This is a genomic window from Pseudomonas sp. DrBHI1 (assembly GCF_002205115.1).
Taxonomy (GTDB): Bacteria; Pseudomonadota; Gammaproteobacteria; order Pseudomonadales; family Pseudomonadaceae; genus Aquipseudomonas; species Aquipseudomonas mosselii.
The window spans coordinates 1-17,584 of sequence record NZ_NIBE01000058.1 but is presented as its reverse complement, the minus strand read 5'-3'; the positions used below and the strand labels follow the sequence as shown (position 1 = coordinate 17,584).

At 66.1% G+C, this 17,584-nt stretch carries 16 protein-coding genes; 5 read left to right on the top strand and 11 right to left on the bottom strand.

Translation table 11 applies throughout. The annotated features are described in order from the left end of the window. Positions 1-335: 335 nt before the first annotated feature. Together CC207_RS11975 and mqo are read right to left on the bottom strand one after the other, a co-directional pair. A complete protein-coding gene (locus CC207_RS11975) occupies positions 336-1,484 on the bottom strand; it encodes a substrate-binding domain-containing protein (protein ID WP_088852165.1) in 1,149 nt (382 codons plus the stop codon). A 350-nt stretch (positions 1,485-1,834) separates the two neighbouring features. Further along, positions 1,835-3,409, bottom strand: coding sequence for a malate dehydrogenase (quinone) (gene mqo / locus CC207_RS11970; RefSeq protein WP_088852166.1), 1,575 nt, complete (start codon positions 3,407-3,409; stop codon positions 1,835-1,837). Positions 3,410-3,622: 213 nt separating this feature from the next. On the opposite strand from mqo, the gene aroQ reads away from it, so the two are divergent. Further along, complete coding sequence (gene aroQ / locus CC207_RS11965; RefSeq protein WP_028688751.1) at positions 3,623-4,072, top strand: type II 3-dehydroquinate dehydratase; 450 nt, start codon at positions 3,623-3,625, stop codon at positions 4,070-4,072. After that, positions 4,069-4,914 carry a shikimate dehydrogenase gene (locus tag CC207_RS11960; RefSeq protein WP_088852164.1) on the top strand — a complete coding sequence of 282 codons (846 nt, stop codon included), beginning with the start codon at positions 4,069-4,071 and terminating at the stop codon, positions 4,912-4,914. The genes aroQ and CC207_RS11960 overlap by 4 nt, the downstream gene beginning before the upstream one ends. Before the next feature lie 52 nt (positions 4,915-4,966). Here CC207_RS11960 and CC207_RS11955 read toward each other — a convergent pair whose 3' ends face one another. The 4 genes from CC207_RS11955 to CC207_RS11940 are packed head-to-tail and all read right to left on the bottom strand — an operon-like array spanning position 4,967 to position 7,798. Further along, entirely contained in the window at positions 4,967-5,701 is a 735-nt protein-coding gene (locus tag CC207_RS11955; RefSeq protein ID WP_028688749.1) for an amino acid ABC transporter ATP-binding protein, read from the bottom strand. Then, positions 5,688-6,335, bottom strand: coding sequence for an amino acid ABC transporter permease (locus CC207_RS11950; RefSeq protein ID WP_062363453.1), 648 nt, complete (start codon positions 6,333-6,335; stop codon positions 5,688-5,690). Before CC207_RS11950 ends, CC207_RS11955 begins: the two co-directional genes overlap by 14 nt. Next, the gene (locus tag CC207_RS11945; RefSeq protein WP_028688747.1) at positions 6,336-7,001 is read right to left on the bottom strand and encodes an amino acid ABC transporter permease; all 666 of its coding nucleotides are present in this window, start codon (positions 6,999-7,001) and stop codon (positions 6,336-6,338) included. An 11-nt stretch (positions 7,002-7,012) separates the two neighbouring features. Next, positions 7,013-7,798, bottom strand: a complete 786-nt coding sequence (locus CC207_RS11940; RefSeq protein WP_028688746.1) for a transporter substrate-binding domain-containing protein — start codon at positions 7,796-7,798, stop codon at positions 7,013-7,015. Between the two features lie 261 nt (positions 7,799-8,059). On the opposite strand from CC207_RS11940, the gene CC207_RS11935 reads away from it, so the two are divergent. Beyond that, positions 8,060-8,758: a FadR/GntR family transcriptional regulator gene (locus tag CC207_RS11935; RefSeq protein ID WP_088852163.1), complete on the top strand. Its 699-nt coding sequence runs from the start codon at positions 8,060-8,062 to the stop codon at positions 8,756-8,758. 6 nt (positions 8,759-8,764) lie between these two features. Here the strand turns inward: CC207_RS11935 and CC207_RS11930 are convergent, their stop codons facing one another. Both CC207_RS11930 and quiC read right to left on the bottom strand, forming a co-directional pair. After that, positions 8,765-9,427, bottom strand: coding sequence for a TetR/AcrR family transcriptional regulator (locus CC207_RS11930; protein ID WP_028688744.1), 663 nt, complete (start codon positions 9,425-9,427; stop codon positions 8,765-8,767). Positions 9,428-9,532: 105 nt separating this feature from the next. Beyond that, positions 9,533-11,440: a 3-dehydroshikimate dehydratase QuiC gene (gene quiC / locus CC207_RS11925; RefSeq protein ID WP_088852162.1), complete on the bottom strand. Its 1,908-nt coding sequence runs from the start codon at positions 11,438-11,440 to the stop codon at positions 9,533-9,535. A gap of 409 nt (positions 11,441-11,849) precedes the next feature. On the opposite strand from quiC, the gene CC207_RS11920 reads away from it, so the two are divergent. Beyond that, positions 11,850-13,223, top strand: coding sequence for an MFS transporter (locus CC207_RS11920; RefSeq protein ID WP_028688742.1), 1,374 nt, complete (start codon positions 11,850-11,852; stop codon positions 13,221-13,223). 124 nt (positions 13,224-13,347) lie between these two features. On the opposite strand, the gene CC207_RS11915 is transcribed toward CC207_RS11920, so the two are convergent. Next, entirely contained in the window at positions 13,348-14,691 is a 1,344-nt protein-coding gene (locus tag CC207_RS11915) for an OprD family porin (RefSeq protein ID WP_088852161.1), read from the bottom strand. 280 nt (positions 14,692-14,971) lie between these two features. On the opposite strand from CC207_RS11915, the gene CC207_RS11910 reads away from it, so the two are divergent. Next, the gene (locus CC207_RS11910; RefSeq protein ID WP_028688740.1) at positions 14,972-15,295 is read left to right on the top strand and encodes a DUF2790 domain-containing protein; all 324 of its coding nucleotides are present in this window, start codon (positions 14,972-14,974) and stop codon (positions 15,293-15,295) included. A gap of 1 nt (position 15,296) precedes the next feature. On the opposite strand, the gene CC207_RS11905 is transcribed toward CC207_RS11910, so the two are convergent. Continuing rightward, positions 15,297-16,451, bottom strand: a complete 1,155-nt coding sequence (locus CC207_RS11905; RefSeq protein ID WP_088852160.1) for a diguanylate cyclase — start codon at positions 16,449-16,451, stop codon at positions 15,297-15,299. A gap of 120 nt (positions 16,452-16,571) precedes the next feature. Continuing rightward, complete coding sequence (locus CC207_RS11900) at positions 16,572-17,456, bottom strand: LysR substrate-binding domain-containing protein (protein ID WP_069015812.1); 885 nt, start codon at positions 17,454-17,456, stop codon at positions 16,572-16,574. Positions 17,457-17,584: the final 128 nt, after the last annotated feature.

The window sequence follows — 17,584 nt, the reverse complement described above, 5'->3', positions numbered from 1 at the left end:
GCCCGCCAGCATCAGCAGCGCGATGGCCTGGGCCAGGGGCTTGAGCAGCATGGGCTCATGGCCGACAGGCTGGCCACGGCGCTGGACGACGGTGGCTGGAAAGTCTGGCTGGTGCTGGCCGCGCGACATCGCAGGGTTCCTTGTGCTGGGTCATGGAAGGCAGTTCGGTGCGGCCGTGATGCCGCTTTGCCATAAGGCAGTCGGCCCGGGCCCGGACCGAAGTTTTGTCATGCAAAGTTCATCTGCCTGGGTTACGCGCACACGCGAAAACCGACGGTGCCGTACCGGCCACCGTCGGTTGTCCGCCCGTTGCGGGCTTGGGCTTTCGCGTGCGCTTACAGTCGGCCGATGCCGTTGCAGACCGAAGCGTTGGCGATGTCGGTGCCTTCGTTGTAGCCGTTGTCCAGGAACACCTTCTTGATCTCGGCGGCGTAGGCGGCCGGCAGGCTGACGAAGGAGTGCTGGGCGATGGTGGCGGCCTTGGTGCCGGAGTACAGGTCGTTCAGGAAGCTGCGCACGGCGGTGGCGTCAGCCGCGGTCTGGTAGCACTGGCCGACCAGCAGGTTGGTGTAGCCGACGATCGGATAGCCCGAGGTCGGAACGATGCCACCGGCGTTGAAGATCGGCACCCACTTGCTTGGGTCGGCGCGATCGGCCGCGGTGCTCGGGGCGACGGCGGTGCCCAGGGCGGTACGGGCGTTGGCGGCGGTCGGCAGCGGCGCGGTGCCGGCGGTCATGGCGTTCTTGCTGACACGGGCGACCACCGCGTTGTTGCCGGTGGCGACATAGTCAGGGCTGACGTAGCCGATGGTGCCATCGGTGGCGTTGACCGCGTTGACCACATCGGCGCTGCCGGCAACGGCTTGCCAGGTGGCCGGCTCGCTGCCGACGTTGGCGGTGGTGAAGGTGCTGCTGACCACGAAGGACGATGGGCAGGAGTCAGCCAGGAAGCGCGACAGCAACTCGGTGGTGCCGCTGCTACCGGAACGGTAGATCACCTTGATCGGGGTGGTGTCGGCGCTGCCCAGCAGCTGGCCCCAGGTGGTGGTGGTGCCGGAGAACACGGCGCACAGCTGGGCGCCGGTCAGTTGCAGGTTGGTCACGCCCGACTTCTTGTAAGGGATGGCGACAGAAGTGCCCACGGACGGGATCTGTACCAGTTTGCCCCAGGTGGCGGCCTTGGTGCTGTTGTAGGTCGACAGCTCCGAGGCGCTCAGCACCGAATCGCTGCCGGCGAAGTCGACGTTGGTGCCGGCCGGCTGGTTGATCGAGGCCGGTGCGTTGGTCAGGAACGCCGTCTTGCCACCGCCGCTGCCCACGCCGGTGTAGCTGAAGTCGGCCGGCAGCAGGCGTGGCAGGGTCGAGGTGCCGTTGTAGAGGTTTTCCGGCAGGGTGGCGCCGCCACCGACAACAGCAGCCATGGATTGGGCCGAAGCCAGGGTAGCAGCCACCAGGGAGGCGGCGATCACAGTACGCTTAAACATGAAGCAATCTCCTATCGTCGTGTTCGTACGTTGAGTGGGTCGCGCATTGCTGTGGCCACAGGCCGCATCCCCTGATCCAGAGGGGTTGGCGGCTGGGCCACGAAGGCAACATTCGCAGCTTGTGGTGACAGGCAAAGGAAAAAACATCGGGAGTTCGGCAGGGAAAAGCTCGGGTGTCGGCGGGCTGTTTCCGGGCCTGCGGCAGGCTGGCCAGGAGCCGGGGCAGGCAGTACGGGAGGGATCGAACCGGAGGATGGCAGCTCAGGTACTCGGGAGCTTGGCCGGGGGAGAAAATAACATTGCGCCAGTGCCGGCCACTTCACAGTGGCCGGCTGGTCATGGGCGGGTCTTCAGGGCGCGGCGACCTCGCTGGGCGTCGCCAGTTGCAGAACCTCGCTGGTGTAGGCCCACGCTTGCTGGACCTTGTCCGGGTGCTCGTTCAGGCGGATGCCGTAGGACGGGATGATCTGCTTGATCTTCGCCTGCCACTCGGGCGTGGCCACCTTGTCCTTGAACACCTTGCTCAGCAGGTCGAGCATGATCGGCGGCGCGGTCGAGGCGCCCGGCGAGGCGCCGAGCAGCCCGGCAATGCTGCCATCCTTGGACGTCACCACTTCGGTGCCCAGCTTCAGCACTCCGCCCTGGTTCTGGTCTTTCTTGATGATCTGCACCCGCTGGCCGGCCTGCCACAGGCGCCAGTCTGCCTTCTTGGCCTCGGGGAAGTAGGTCTGCAGCGCAGCGAAACGGTCATCGTCGGACTGCATCAGCTGGCCGATCAGGTACTGCACCAGGTCGAACTCGCGCACCCCGACCCGCACCATCGGCCAGGTGTTGTGCAGCGACATGCTGGCGAACAGATCAAGCAGCGAACCTTCCTTGAGGAACTTGGTGGAGAAGGTAGCGAACGGCCCGAACAGGATCATGCGCTTGCCATCGAGCACCCGGGTGTCCAGGTGCGGCACCGACATCGGCGGCGCGCCGGTGGCGGCGATGCCGTAGGCCTTGGCCATGTGGCGCTGGGCGATGGCAGGGTTGTCGGTGACCAGGAACGAGCCGCCCACCGGGAAGCCGGCATAGTCCTTGGCCTCGTCGATGCCGGACTTCTGCAGCAGCGGCAGCGCCGCGCCGCCGGCGCCGATGAACAGGAACTTGGCATCGGTGGCCGAGGTGCTGCCGTCCTTTAGGTTCTTGTACTCGACGTGCCAGCTGCCGTCGTCGTTGCGGGTGATGTTCTCCACTTCGCTGGACAGCTTGAGGTCGAAGTTGGGCCGGGTCTGCAGGTAGCCCACGTACTGGCGGGTGATCTCGCCGAAGTTGACGTCGGTGCCGATGGGCGTCCAGGTGACGGCGAGCTTCTGGTTGGGGTCGCGCCCCTCCATCATCAGCGGCACCCACTTGGCGATCTGCGCGTGGTCCTCGGAGTACTGCATGGGCTTGAACAGCGGGCTGGCCTGCAGCGCTTCGTAGCGTTTCTTGAGGAAGCGGATGTTGTCGTCCCCCCAGACGAAGCTCATGTGCGGCGTGGTGTTGATGAATGAGCGCGGGTTCTTCAGCACACCCTGCTTGACCTGCCAGGCGAGGAACTGACGGGTGACCTGGAACGACTCGTTGATCTCCACCGCCTTGCTGATGTCGATCTTGCCGTCCTTCTCCGGCGTGTAGTTGAGCTCGGCCAGCGCCGAGTGGCCGGTGCCGGCGTTGTTCCAGCCGTTGGAGCTTTCCTCGGCGACCTTGTCCAGGCGCTCGACCATCTCCATCGACCAGCCCGGCTCCAGCTCGTTGAGCCAGACCGCCAGCGTGGAACTCATGATGCCGCCGCCCACCAGCAGCACATCGACCCGCTTGCTGTCGACGGCGTGGGCGTGGAGGCCCAGGGCCAGGACCAGTGTCGCGACTGCCCACCTGGGCGTTTTGCTGATGTTCATGTGCGCTCCCTTGTTGGTCATTGCGTGCACCTGCGCGATCAAGCTTAGTCGACTGGATTGCTCGGGCATGGCCGCGGTGTTTTTAATGCCTTTGGCGGATCTGTCGCGGGCCAGGTCCGATAATCGCCCGCTTTCGATCGATGATGATTTGACGAAACTAACCAGGTAGTACAATTATCGAGACATCCAAAAACAACAAAGTGATACCCCGCCATGACACCCCGAATCCTCGTGCTCAACGGCCCCAACCTCAACCTGCTGGGCACCCGCGAACCCGCCCAGTACGGACATGAAACCCTTGCCGACCTGGCCCGGCTGTGCGCCGCCAGCGCCGCTGAACTGGGCCTGGAACTGGAGTTTCGCCAGACCAACCACGAAGGCGAGCTACTCGACTGGATCCATGCCGCCCGTGGCCGTTGCCACGGCATCCTGATCAACCCTGCCGCCTGGACCCACACCTCGGTGGCCATCCGCGACGCCCTGGTGGCCAGCGAGCTTCCGGTGATCGAGGTGCACCTGTCCAACGTGCACAAGCGCGAGCCGTTCCGTCACCTGTCGTTCGTCTCCAGCATCGCCGTGGGGGTGATCTGCGGCCTCGGCAGCCAGGGCTACCGCATGGCCCTGGGCTACTTCGGCGAACACCTGCGCGAGCACGCGGCATGAGCGGCACAGGCATCCTTGCCGGCCTCATTGGCCGTGGCATCCAGGCCTCGCGCACACCGGCGCTGCACGAGCGTGAAGGCGACGCCCAGGCGCTGCGCTACCTGTACCGGCTGATCGACGCCGACCAGCTGGGCCTGGACGACAGCGCCCTGCCCGCCCTGCTCGATGCCGCCGAGCGCACCGGGTTCACCGGGCTCAATATCACCTTCCCGTTCAAGCAGGCGATCCTGCCGCTGCTCGACGCGCTGTCGGACGAAGCGCGTGGCATTGGCGCGGTGAACACCGTGGTGCTGCGCGAGGGCCGGCGGGTTGGCCACAACACCGACTGCCTGGGCTTCGCCGAAGGCTTGCGGCGCGGCCTGCCCGGCGTCGCGCGGCGTCAGGTGGTACAGCTGGGTGCGGGCGGCGCGGGCGCGGCGGTGGCCCATGCGCTGTTGGCCGAAGGCGTCGAGCACTTGCAGCTGTTCGAGGTCGACCAGGCCCGCGCCCGGGCACTGGTGGACAATCTCACCCAGCGTTTCGGCGTCGGTCGCGCCGTGCTCGGCGAGGACTTGGCCAGCGCGGTGGCCGACGCCGATGGCCTGGTCAACACCACACCCGTGGGCATGGCCAAGCTGCCCGGCACCCCCTTGCCTCCCGCGCTGCTGCACCCACGGCTGTGGGTGGCGGAGATCATCTACTTCCCCCTGGAGACCGAGCTGCTGCGCCATGCCCGGGCCCTGGGCTGCCGCACCCTGGACGGTGGCACCATGGCAGTGTTCCAGGCGGTCAAGGCGTTCGAGCTGTTCAGCGGGCGCCCGGCCGATGCCGAGCGCATGCAGGCACACTTCGCCAGCTTCTAGTAAGCCCGCGCGTGCGCAATCCGGGCTGCCGCGCGACGAAGCGATGCAGCCCTCAGGCCCCCGCCACCGCACCGATGAAGTTGGCCAATTCCGCCGTGCGCGGCGCGGCAAACACGTCGCGCGGGTGGCCGGTCTCGTGCACCTTGCCCTGGTGCATGAACACCAGCTTGTCGCCCACCTCGCGGGCGAAGCGCATCTCGTGGGTGACCATGACCAGGGTCATGCCCTCCTTCGCCAGCTGGCGCACCACGCCCAGCACCTCGTTGACCAGTTCCGGGTCCAGTGCCGAGGTGATCTCGTCGCACAGCAGCACCTTGGGTGACATGGCCAGCGCCCGGGCGATGGCCACCCGCTGCTGCTGCCCACCGGAAAGGCGGTCGGGGTAGGCGTCGATCTTGTCGCCCAGCCCTACCCGCTCGAGCATACGTTCGGCCAACTGGCGTGCCTCGGCCCTGCCGGTCTTCTTCACCACCTGGGGCGCGAGCATCACGTTCTCGCCCACGGTCAGGTGCGGGAACAGGTTGAACTGCTGGAACACCATGCCGACCTTCTGGCGCAGCGCGCGCAGGTCGGCACGGCCGGCATCGAGGTATTCACCATCCACCTCGATCACCCCGTCGCTGATCGACTCCAGGCCATTGAGGGTGCGCAGGAAGGTGCTCTTGCCCGATCCGCTGCGGCCGATGATGGCCACCACCTCACCCTCCTCGATGCTCAGGTCGACCCCCTTGAGCACGTGGTTGTCGCCGTAGTACTTGTGCAGCGCGGACACTCTAAGCAGGGGCATGCAGCCTCCTTTCCAGGTAGCGGGCGCTCAGTGAGAGCGGGTAGCAGAGGATGAAGTAGCCCACGGCCACCAGGCCGTAGATCAGGAATGGCTCGAAAGTGGCGTTGGCCAGCATGCCGCCGGTCTTGGTCAGCTCGGTGAAACCGATGATCGAGGTGACCGCCGTGCCCTTGACCACCTGCACCGAGAAGCCCACGGTGGGGGCTATGGCGATGCGCAACGCCTGGGGCAGGACCACATGGCGCAACTGCTCCAGGCGGCCCATGGCCAGGCTGGCGGAGGCCTCCCACTGGCCCCGCGGGATCGCCTCCACGCAGCCGCGCCAGATCTCGGCGAGAAAGGCGCTGGTGAACAAGGTCAGGGCGATGGCCGCGGCCATCCACGCCGACACGTCGATGCCGAACAGGGCGATGCCGAAGAACACCATGAACAGCTGCATCAACAGCGGCGTGCCCTGGAACAGCTCGATGAACGCGCGGGCGGCGCCGCGGATCAGTGGCCGGTCACTGATCCGCGCCACCAGCAGCAACAGCCCGCCGACGCTGCCGCAGGCGAACGCCACCAGCGACAGCAGCAAGGTCCACTGCAACCCGGTCATGAGGTTGCGCACGATATCCCACAAGGTGAAGTCCATTCAGCGTCTCCCCATCAGCAGGCGCTGGCCGATCCAGGCCAGCAGCTGGCGCACGACGATGGCCATCAGCAGGTACAGCAGCGTGGTCAACAGGTAGGTCTCGAAGGCGCGAAAATTGCGCGACTGGATGAAATTGGCGGCGAACGACAGCTCTTCGGTGGCGATCTGCGAACACACCGCCGAGCCGAGCATGACGATCACGATCTGGCTCGTCAGCGCCGGCCACACCTTGGCCAGGGCCGGTTGCAACACCACGTGGCGAAACGCCTCGAAACGGCTCAGGGCCAGCGCGGCCGCGGCTTCGAGCTGGCCCTTGGGGATCGCCTGGATACCGGCGCGGATGATCTCGGTCGAGTAGGCGCCCAGGTTGATCACCATCGCCAGCACCGCTGCCTGCCATTCGCTCAGGCGCACGCCCAGCGCCGGCAGGCCGAAGAAGATGAAGAACAGCTGGACGATGAACGGCGTGTTGCGGATCAGCTCCACGTACAGCCCGAACAGCGCGTCGAACGGCCGCAGGCGCCAGGCCCGGGTCACCGCGCCGAGCACGCCGATGGCGACCCCGAGCACGGTGCCGACCAGGGTCAGCTCCAGGGTGAACAGCATGCCCCGCAGCAACAGGTCGCCCTGCGCCAGCACCGGGGCGAAGTCGAATTGATAGGCCATCGCTCAAGCGCTCAGAGATCGGCCGGCAGCGGCTGCTTGAGCCACTTCTCGGCGTTACGGTTCAGGCTGCCGTCGGTCCTGGCGGCGTCGAGGGTGGCGTTGACCTTCTGCAACAGCGCCGGCTCGTTCTTGGCCAGGCCCACGTAGACCGGCGAGTCCTTGAGCTTGACCTTGAGCACCGGCACCTTGGCCGGGTTCTTTGCGGCGATGGCGGCCATCACCACGCTGCCGCTGGCGATCAGCTCGACCTGCCCGGACAGGTAGGCGGCGATGGTCGAGTTGTTGTCCTCGAAACGCTTGATGATCGCGCCCTTGGGCGCCACGGCGCTCAGTTCCATGTCCTCGATGGCGCCGCGGGTGACGCTGATGGTCTTGCCGGCCAGGGCTTCGATCGCGTCGACCGGTGCCTCGGCCGGGCCGAACACCGCCAGGTAGAACGGCGCATAGGGGCGCGAGAAGTCGATCACCGCGGCGCGCTCAGGGTTCTTGCCCAGGCTCGAGATCACCAGGTCGACCTTGCCGGTGGTGAGGAACGGGATGCGGTTGGTGCTGTTGACCGGGGTCAGGGCCAGCTTGACGCCAAGCTTGTCGGCCAGCAGTTGCGCGGTGTCGATGTCCAGGCCGCGAGGCTTGAGGTCCGGGCCGACCGAACCGAACGGCGGGAAGTCCTGGGGCACGGCCACCTTGAGCACGCCGCGGGCGGTGATGTCAGCCAGCGCGTCGGCCTGGGCCAGGGGCATTGCCAGAGGGGTGGCGCAGAACAGGGTGGCCAGGAACAGGGAGCGGAACGTCTTCATCGAAAGGCCTCGCAGGAGTCCGGAAAGGGGCTGCGGTGCCAGTGCACGGGCCATGCCAGTCTTGGGCAAAACACCTGCGAGCGGCGTGGCGCAAGGCACCGATCAGGTCTTACTGGTCTGAACAGTTGCGACCTCGAAGCATCCCGTGCCCCGCTTTCGCGCAACGGCCGCAGGGCCTGCGCCAGGACGAGGCAAGGCTTGCCACGCCGTGCCGATTGCCCGTAAAAGGGAGGCCATCGCCCTCAGACCGGTCTGAACAGCATGCTCGCCACCGCCACGCGCCCCGTCCCGGAAATCGCCCTGCAGGCCATCCGCCAACTGATCGAGCAGGACGGCTACCAGCCTGGCGACGCCCTGCCTTCGCAGCGCGACCTGGCCGAACGCCTGGGCGTGAGCCGGGCGTCGCTGCGCGAGGCCTTGTCGTCGCTCAGCGCCCTGGGACTGGTCAGCGTGCAACCGGGCAAGGGGGTGTTCGTCCTGGCTCCGGCCACTGGCCAGCCATCGCCAGGCAGCTTCGCCTGGCCCTATGCCGAACAGGTCTCGGCCGCCGACACCTTCCAGCTGCGTTACGCCCTGGAAGGCTTCGCTGCCGGCCAGGCGGCCCTGGCGTTGACCGCCGATGACCTGGACGCGTTGCAGGCCAACGTCGAGGCAATGGCCGTGGAGTTGCGCGCCGGGCGCTTCGAGGCCGCCGCACGCCTGGACTTCGCCTTCCACCAGCAACTGCTGCAGGCCAGCGGCAACCGCGCGATGCTGCAGGTGATCACCGCCAGCCAGGATATTTTCCTGGAAAGCCAGAAACTGCCGTTCATCCGCCCCGAACGGGCCATGGAAACCTGGCAGGAGCACCGCAAGATCCTCCGCGCCCTCGTCCGCCGCTCCCAGGCCGGCGCGCAACGGGCAATGCAGGAGCACATCCGCAACGCCGCGGCGCGCACCGGGGTGGTGTTCGCCGGTTGAGCGGGCTCAGGCCTTGATGTAGCGCATCACCGCCTCGCAGATCACCTGCTTTTGACGCTGCTTGACCTGCTCGTCGGCCAGGTCGATCTGGAAGATGTCGCCGAAGGTGTGGCGGTTCGACACCCGATAGAAGCAGAACGAGCTCATCAGCATGTGCAGGTCGATCACCTCGATCCCCGGGCGGAACACGCCCTGCTCCACGCCACGGGCGAGAATCTTGCCCAGTGCGTCGAGCACCATGCTGCTCATCTCGCGGATCACCGGCGACTGCTTGACGTACTCGCCATAGTGGATGTTCTCGGTGCAGACGATGCGCACGAAGTCGACGTTGTCGGCGTGGTGGTCGAAGGTGAATTCCACCAGGCGCTGGATCGCCTGTTCAGGCGACAGCGAGTCGAGGTCCAGGCTGTGCTCGGTCTTGCGGATGTCGCCGTAGAGCTTGACCAGGCATTCGACGTAGAGCTGCTCCTTGCTGCCGAAGTAGTAGTAGATCATGCGCTTGGAGGTGGCGGTACGCTCGGCGATGGCGTCGACCCGGGCACCGGCCAGGCCCTGCTGGACAAACTCGGTGATGGCGGCCTGGAGAATGTTCTCGCGGGTCTTTTCCGGGTTGTTCTTGCGCGATCTGCGCAGCCCTTCGACTTCAGGCTTTGCTACCGAATCACTCATACCGACTCACAGGCTCGTTATAGGAATCCGGACGATTATCCGTGAGCCGGGCGGTGCAGGGAAGCGTGGTGTTGTGAGCGGCTTGCCCCGCGATGGGACCCTGATTTACAACACCGCCGTGCGCGCCGTCCCGCTGCGCGCCTTGGCCATCGCCGCCAGGCGCACCGCGACGTTGGCCGCGCCATAGCCGGCGTAACCGCCCTTGCGCTGCAGGACCTCGAAGAAAAAGCGCCCTTCGAACGGCTCGGTGTACACATGGAACAGCTCGCCGCCCTGGGCATCGCGGTCGTACAGCACGTTGTAGTACGCCAGCTCGCTGAGGAACTCGTCATCGAACTCGAAGCGCGCCGCCAGGTCGTCGTAGTAGTTCAGCGGGATCTCCAGCAACGGCACGCCGGCCTCCTTGGCCCGGGCCACCTCAGCGAAGATGTCCTCGCAGTCAAAGGCGACATGGTGCACGCCCGAGCCGCGATAGCTGTCCAGGGCATGGGCGATGGCGGTGTTGCGGTTCTCCGAGATGTTCAACGGCAGCCGCAGGCTGGCGCAGTGACTGCGCAGGGCACGGCTCTTGACCAGGCCATAGGGGTCAGGCAGTACCACCTCGTCGTCGGCGGTGAAATCGAACACGCTCTTGTAGAACAGCACCCAGCTGTCCAGCGCCTCGGCCGGCAGCGCCAGGGCCATGTGGTCGATGCGCTTGAGCCCGCCGCTGGCCCGGGCGTTCTGATCCAGGTGGAAATCGATGTCGTAAAGGCTCGGGCCGTCGGCGTCCGGTTCCACCAGGTACAGCAGGCTGCCGTCGGGCGCGCGCACCGCCGGGATCTCGCGCTCGTTGGGGCCGACCAGGCCACGGAACGGCTGGCCACGGTAGGCGGTGGCGCGCCTCAGCGCGGCCTGGCCGTCATTCACCCGCAGCGCCGTGGCGCACAACGACGGACCATGGGCCTCGAAAAAGTTGTGGGCGAACGAGTAAGGTTCGGCGTTGAGCACGATGTTGATATCGCCCTGGCGCAGCAGGCGCACCGCCTTGCTGCGATGTTCGCCGGCCTCGGCGAAGCCCAGGCGTTTGAGCCACCCACCCAGGCGCGCGCCGACCGCCTCGTCGACGGCAAACTCGATGAACTCCACGCCGTCGTAACGGCTTGCGCCAGGCGGCGCGAACAGCACGCCGGGCTCGACGGCGCGTGCCTCACGCTCCAGCTCAACGCGGGTCTTTTCTTCGAGGTACAGCAGCGAGCGCAAGCCGTCGGCGGCGTTCTGCCGGGTCGGTGCCGCGCGGAAACCGTCGTTGAAGACCTCCAGCGACAGCGGACCGCGGTAGCCGGTGGCCAGGATCGGCGCGAGAAAACCCGCCAGGTCCATCTCGCCCTGTCCCGGGAAGCAACGGAAATGCCGGCTCCACTCCAGCACGTCCATTGCCAGGATCGGCGCGTCGGCCATTTGCACGAAGAAGATCTTCTCGCCGGGGATATCGCGAATGCCGCTGGGATCGCCCTTGATCGACAGGGTATGGAAGCTGTCGAGGATCACCCCCAGCGCCGGGTGGTCCGCCTGGCGCACCAGGTTCCATACCTGCTGCCAGGTGTTGACGTGGCGGCCCCAGGCCAGGGCCTCGTAGCCGATGCGCAGGCCGCGGGCGCCGGCATGCTCGGCGAGCAGGCGCAGGTCGTCCACCAGCAGTTGTTCGTCGCCCAGCGCGTCAGGCTGGACGTTGCTGCACACCAGCACCAGGTCGGTGCCCAGCTCCTGCATCAGGTCGAACTTGCGCTCGGCGCGGTCGAGGTTCTTGTGCAGACGGTCACGAGGACAGCCCTCGAAGTCGCGAAACGGCTGGAACAAGGTGATCGCCAACCCCAAGTCCGTGCACAGCTGGCGGATCTCGCGGGGGCTGCCGGCGTAGTACAGCAGGTCGTTCTCGAAGATCTCGACGCCGTCGAACCCTGCGGCGGCGATGGCTTCAAGTTTTTCCGGCAAAGTGCCGCTCAAGGAAACGGTGGCGATCGAACGGTGCATGGCGGGTGTTCCTTGTTATTGAGAGAGGCGGCTGGTCAGGCCCTGGCACGATCGATTATTCGCAGGTAAAGTCGCCCCGGCAATGAACTTTGTACGAAACAGTTAGTTTTTGTTCGATTACCGAACAAAACCCGTTCCGGCGAATTGATTCACCCACCCCCGTGAACAACCATGAACACCAGTCGCAGGCCCGCCGGCCCTTCTCGCTGCCACGCCGGTCGTTCGGCGGGCCCTGCGCTGCAACGCCCAACGTCACCACATAATAAGTTCAAGAAAACGGGTACCGACCTATGCACACCTTGCTCGCCCTGCGATCCACACCGCCGCGTTCGTCTTCTCCCTACAGCCCCGTTGCCGTGCCCTGCGCGCGCTGACCATACGGCCCCCTGACAAGAACAACGGAGACAACATGGCCCGCTCAAGCTCCCAAGCCAAGAAAGCCACCGCCAGCGGATGGATCGGCTCTGCCCTCGAGTACTACGATTTCTTTATCTACGCCCAGGCCGCGGCGCTGATCTTCCCGCAGATCTTCTTCCCCTCCAGCGACCCGAAGATGGCCATCATCGCCTCGCTGGCCACCTACGGTGTGGGTTACCTGGCGCGCCCGATCGGCGCCTGCGTGCTCGGCCACTGGGGCGACACCCGCGGACGCAAGAACGTGCTGCTGCTGTGCATGTTCCTGATGGGCCTGTCGACCATGGCCGTGGGCCTGCTGCCCACCTACCACGACATCGGCCTGCTGGCCCCGGCGCTGCTGGTGCTGCTGCGCCTGGTCCAGGGCTTCGCCGTGGCCGGCGAGATCTCCGGGGCCAGCTCGATGATCATGGAGCACGCGCCGTTCGGCCGCCGCGGCTACTACGCCAGCTACACCCTGCAAGGCGTGCAGGCCGGCCAGGTGATGGCGGCGGCGGTGTTCCTGCCGCTGGCCTACTTCATGCCCAGCGAGGCCTTCAACGAGTGGGGCTGGCGCATCCCGTTCCTGATGAGCGCAGTGGTGCTGATTGCCGGCTTCATCATCCGCAAGGAGGTGCACGAGACCCCGGCCTTCGTCCAGGAGGAGAAACAGGACAAGGTCGCCAAGTCGCCGATCGGCGAAGCCTTCCGCCACAGCTGGAAGCACATGGTGCTGGTGATGTTCATGGCGCTGATGAACGTGATTCCGGTGGTTGCCACCATCTTCGGCGCGGCCTACGCGGTGCAGCCGGCCTACGGCATCGGTTTCGACAAGAGCGTGTACCTGTGGATCCCGGTGGTGGGCAATATCGTCGCGGTGCTGGTGATCCCCTTCGTCGGCAACCTGTCCGACCGCATCGGCCGCCGCCCGACCATGATCGCCGGCTGCCTGGGCTCGGGCCTGCTGGCCTTCGTCTACCTGTACGCGATCAGCATCCAGAATGTGCCGCTGGCCTTCGCCGCCTCGATCCTCATGTGGGGCATGGTCTACCAGGGCTACAACGCGGTGTTCCCAAGCTTCTACCCGGAGCTGTTCCACACCCGCTACCGCGTCTCGGCCATGGCCATCGCGCAGAACATCGGCACCATGATCACCGCCATGCTGCCGGCGCTGTTCGCCGCCGTGGCGCCTCCGGGCTCGGAGCATATCTGGCTGGTGGTCGGCGGCCTGGCGTTCCTGGTCACCTGCGTATGCGCATTCGCCGCCTACCTGGCGCCGGAGACCCATCGCCTGGCCATGGAAGACCTGGGCAACCCGCAGGCACGGCCAATGGAGCGGGAGGCTTATGAAGCCAGTCGCAAAGGCAGCCTGAAAGCGTTCGGCCATTGAGGCCTGCGCCCCAGGACTTTCGGTTTAAGCCCGCGGCAAAAAAAAGACGCCTCGTTCGAGGCGTCAATACATTCACCTGTAACCAAAGGAGCACAGGGGCTTCTCAAGGTGAATAGGGGGTTGATCAGAGAATCGACAGCGGGTACTCGACGATCACCCGCACCTCGTCCAGGTCCGACTCAAAGGCCGTGGCCCGGGTGGTGGCCTGGCGCACGCGCAGCGACAGGTCCTTGGCCGCGCCGGTCTGCACCACGTACTTGACCTCGATGTCACGCTCCCAGCGCTTCTGGTCGGTAAGCGGATCGCCGTTGTCGTCGCGGCGCATGTAGTAGGCGTTGGCGTTGCTGTAGTCGGCGTCGCTGCCCCGGCCGTAGCGGGTCATGAACGACAACCCCGGCACGCCGTAGGCGGCCATGTTCAGGTCGTAGCGCAGCATCCACGAGCGCTCCTTCGGCGAGTTGAAGTCGCTGTACTGGATGGAGTTGTCGAGGAAGATCGAGTCGGACTGGCGCAGGTAGTCGAAATCGTCGTCGCCGTTGTTGCGCTGGTGGGTGAGCGCGAGGGTGTGAGCGCCGTAGCGCACGCCAAGCTTGGCGCTCCAGATGTCGTTGTCGAACTGCCCCAGGCGCTGACGCCCTTCGTCCTTGGCGTTGTAGAAATTGAACCCGCCGATCAGCGCCAGTTCGTCCGACAACGGCCAGGTCACGCTGGTGCCGGCGTAGTACTGGTTCCACACATCCTTCAGGCGGCTGCCGAACAGGCTCACGCTGACGTTTTCATTGATCGCGTAGTCGCCACCGCCATAGGCGATCCACGGCGAATCCACCGGGCCGCCGTAGAAGGTCACGAAGTTCTCGCGCAGGTCGCTGGACACCGGCTGGCTCATGGCGTGCAGGCGCCCGGCCTGCAGCGTCAGGCCTTGCAGGCTGGTGTTCTCCAGGGTCACCCCGCGAAAGCTTTCCGGCAGCAGCCGTGAGTCACCGGCCGCCACCACCGGGTTGACCGGGAACACATCGCCCACCCGCAGCACGGTGTCGAACAGGCGCACCTTGGCCGCGCCGCCGACCTTGCTGTATTCGTCGCGGGCCTGGCCATCACGGTCCACCGGCAGCACGTCGAACGAGCTGCGCCCGCCGTTGCGCCCGCCACCGGTGTCGAGCTTGAGACCGAGCATGGCGAAGGCATCCACGCCGACGCCCACCGTGCCCTGGGTGAAGCCGGATTCGAAGCGAGTGATGATGGCGTGGGCCCAGGCTTCGGAGTAACCGTTGTCACCGGCGTTGCCAGGGTTGTAGGTAGGGGCGTAACCGTCGCGATGGTCACGATTGAAGTAGTAATTGCGGTTGAGCACGCTCAGCCGGCTGCCCTCGATGAACCCTGCCTGCTGCGCTTGCGCGGCCGAGGCCACCGGGCCAACGCCGGCCAGGGCCAGCAGGGCGGCCAGGGAAAGTGTTGGATTGCTTGTCATCCGTTGCTCCTTCGATTGCGGCTGTTCTTGTTCTCGGGCCTTGGCGCTGGAGCGTCCCTGGTCTGGCCAGGTGCATGCGCGCCCAGCCCCGTTGGCCAAGCCTGATGCTCGCCGCCGGCGGATAACGGGAAGGTGATGGGAGGATTACAATCGTGTCATTCACGGCCGCGGGATCGGCATCCCCCGGCCACCTTTCATATCTGTAACCCGGGCGTCATGCCGCTGTCGGCTGCCCGTCGCTAGCGTGGACTGCGAAACGAACCTTTCGGAGACACGCACCATGCTACGACCGACCCTGATCGCCGCCCTGCTGGCGCTTTCCCTTTCGGCCCAGGCCACGGGTTTTTCCAGGCAAGACAGCGAGCAGTTGATTGAGGACCACCAGCAGGCCGTGGCGGCCTACGCGGCGCAACGCGCCAAGCCGATGCCGGAGATCGTCGACTATCGCTATGGCATGAAGCTCGACGTCGCCCGCCTCGTGCGCCAGTCGGGCGACCCGCGCACCTGCGAGGTGGTGCCTCGGCTGATGACCTTCGAGGACAGCCAGGGCACCCTGCGCACCGTGCGCTACTCGGTGCAGTCGCAATGCATCAACAACAAGTAGCTCAGCCGCGCAGCCCGTCCACCAGCTGCAGGCTGTTGCGCCCGCCGCGCTTGGAGGCGTACAGCAGCACATCGCCCTGCTCGATCAGGGCCGCCAGGCTGGCCGGTGGCCGGTCGAACAGGTTGGCGCCGATGCTCAGGGTCACCGCCTCCGGGGTGCGGAACGCCTGTTCGGCCGTGGCCTGGAACTGCCGACGCAAGGCATCGGCCAACTGCTCGATGGCCTGGCGCGAGGCATCGCCCAGCAGGATGACGAACTCGTCGCCCCCCAGGCGCGCTGCGATCGACCGCTCTGGGAGCAATGCCCGGATCATCTCGCTCAAGGCCACCAGCAGGCGGTCGCCGGCGGCGTGCCCGTGCAGGTCGTTGACCAACTTGAAGTGGTCGATGTCGATCAGCAGCAAGGCGCCCGGACGTTGCGCCGAGACCTCCTTGAGCAGGTTCGCCGCCCGTACCTCCAGGGCGCGACGGTTGTACAGCGCGGTCAACGGATCACGCGCGGCCAGGCGCTCGATGCGCTCTTCGCGGCGGTAGCGCACGGTGCCGGTCATCGACAGGGCGATCAGCATGATCGCCATGGCGCCCTCCAGCAGCGACGCCTGGATGATCTGCCCACGGAACGCCGTGAGGTCGATCAGTGTCCCTGGCAGCAGCGCCGGCAAGGTCTTGGCCAGGTAGAACAGGCCGTGCAGCAGCAGGATGTAGCGCAACTGGACCGCCCCCACGCTGAGGGACTTGCCGTGCGGGCGCAGCAACGCGCTGGCGTACAGGGTAAAGCCGGCGACCAGCAGCGAGTTGAGCACCAGGAAAGTCTTCGACCACAGCGGCCATTGCGGCAGCAGCAGCAGGCTCGCCCAAAGCAGCGGCGCCAGGTAGCAGGCCCGCGACAGGCGCGTCTCGGTGAAGCGCGAAACACCCAGCAAAAACAACCAGTGGGCGGCGACCAGCATGCCATTGGCGAACCAGATGCCGATGAACAGATAGCCGCTGCCGCGCAGCAATGCAAGCGAGGAGCCGACGCTGATGGTGGCGAAGCTGGCGCTCCAGCACAGCAAGGAAGACTCACGTACGCTGATCCACTCCACCGCCAGGTACAAGGCGGCGACTGCGGCCAGGGCGATGGAGAGGGTCAGCAGGGTGCAAGCGTCGAACGCCATGGGTGGGTGTGGCCTGTGAATTACCGTTCAGAGCGCTGATTGTATGCGTTCGAAGGCTTTTGCACAGGCACATTTGATATCCAAATGATGGCATTCTGACGAGCAACCCATTCGCTCGCGTTATTGCTCGGAAAGAAAGCTCACCAGTTGCCGCCCATGGGAGCTCAGCGTCTCCCAACCACGCAAGCAAATGCGCAGTTCCAGGGTCGCCCAGCGCTCCTCCAGAGCCACCCGGCGCACCGCCAGTTCCTGCTCGGCGCGCACCGCGGCGGTCTCGGGCATCAGGGCGATGCCGGCGTGCTGGGCCACCAGCTGGGCGATGGCTTCGAAGCTGGGGGCACGCACCCGTACCTTCAGCGGCATGGCCAGGTTCATCGCCAGCTCCTCGACGAAACGCTGCATGGCGCGCTCGGCCGGCAGGCAGACGAAAGCAAACCCCAGCGCATCCGCCAGTCGCAGCTGGCCGCGCCCGGCCAACGGGTGATCGACCGGCACCAGCAACACCAGGCGTTCGGTGCGAAACGGCAGCGACACCAGGCCGTCATTGACCAGGTTGCCGTCGTACACGCCGATCTCGCACTCCCCGGCCAGCACCACGCGCAGCACATCGATGCTCTTGTGCTCGACCAGTTGCAGGTCCACCTCCGGGTAGTCGGCCAGGAACGGCCCGAGCACCGCCGGCAGCAAGGTGCTGTTGGTCACCGTGGAGGCCGCCAGGTGCAGGGTGATGCGCCGCTGGCCGGCAAGTTCGTCGAGGGTGTCGTGCAGCTTCTGCGCCTCGCCCAACACGCCGCGCGCCGACTCCAGCACCAGGCGCCCGGCAGGCGTCAGCTGCATGCCGTCGGCCTTGCGCAGGAACAGGGTCAAGCCACAGCGCGCCTCGAACAGGCGCAGCCGGGTGCTGGCGGCCGATACCGCCACCGGGAAGGTCGCCGCCGCCTTGCTCAGGCTGCCGGTCGCGGCAATGGCCGCGAGCAGGCGCAGGTCCGCGAGGTCGAAGTGCATCAGGGCTTCTCCAAATCAGAACGCCATGTTCGAGAAAAAGCGATTCTAGCCTGCCTGCGTTCTGCGCAGAATAAGCCACGCCCCCTAGCCGTCACGGACCTGTCATGACCCGCCTGCCCGCCCCGCTC

Bases quoted from the DNA above. Each gene is read 5' to 3' on its own strand.
- CC207_RS11975 (WP_088852165.1), bottom strand. From the start codon at position 1,484: ATGTTTAAGCGTACTGTGATCGCCGCCTCCCTGGTGGCTGCTACCCTG.
- mqo (WP_088852166.1), bottom strand. From the start codon at position 3,409: ATGAACATCAGCAAAACGCCCAGGTGGGCAGTCGCGACACTGGTCCTG.
- aroQ (WP_028688751.1), top strand. From the start codon at position 3,623: ATGACACCCCGAATCCTCGTGCTCAACGGCCCCAACCTCAACCTGCTG.
- CC207_RS11960 (WP_088852164.1), top strand. From the start codon at position 4,069: ATGAGCGGCACAGGCATCCTTGCCGGCCTCATTGGCCGTGGCATCCAG.
- CC207_RS11955 (WP_028688749.1), bottom strand. From the start codon at position 5,701: ATGCCCCTGCTTAGAGTGTCCGCGCTGCACAAGTACTACGGCGACAAC.
- CC207_RS11950 (WP_062363453.1), bottom strand. From the start codon at position 6,335: ATGGACTTCACCTTGTGGGATATCGTGCGCAACCTCATGACCGGGTTG.
- CC207_RS11945 (WP_028688747.1), bottom strand. From the start codon at position 7,001: ATGGCCTATCAATTCGACTTCGCCCCGGTGCTGGCGCAGGGCGACCTG.
- CC207_RS11940 (WP_028688746.1), bottom strand. From the start codon at position 7,798: ATGAAGACGTTCCGCTCCCTGTTCCTGGCCACCCTGTTCTGCGCCACC.
- CC207_RS11935 (WP_088852163.1), top strand. From the start codon at position 8,060: ATGCTCGCCACCGCCACGCGCCCCGTCCCGGAAATCGCCCTGCAGGCC.
- CC207_RS11930 (WP_028688744.1), bottom strand. From the start codon at position 9,427: ATGAGTGATTCGGTAGCAAAGCCTGAAGTCGAAGGGCTGCGCAGATCG.
- quiC (WP_088852162.1), bottom strand. From the start codon at position 11,440: ATGCACCGTTCGATCGCCACCGTTTCCTTGAGCGGCACTTTGCCGGAA.
- CC207_RS11920 (WP_028688742.1), top strand. From the start codon at position 11,850: ATGGCCCGCTCAAGCTCCCAAGCCAAGAAAGCCACCGCCAGCGGATGG.
- CC207_RS11915 (WP_088852161.1), bottom strand. From the start codon at position 14,691: ATGACAAGCAATCCAACACTTTCCCTGGCCGCCCTGCTGGCCCTGGCC.
- CC207_RS11910 (WP_028688740.1), top strand. From the start codon at position 14,972: ATGCTACGACCGACCCTGATCGCCGCCCTGCTGGCGCTTTCCCTTTCG.
- CC207_RS11905 (WP_088852160.1), bottom strand. From the start codon at position 16,451: ATGGCGTTCGACGCTTGCACCCTGCTGACCCTCTCCATCGCCCTGGCC.
- CC207_RS11900 (WP_069015812.1), bottom strand. From the start codon at position 17,456: ATGCACTTCGACCTCGCGGACCTGCGCCTGCTCGCGGCCATTGCCGCG.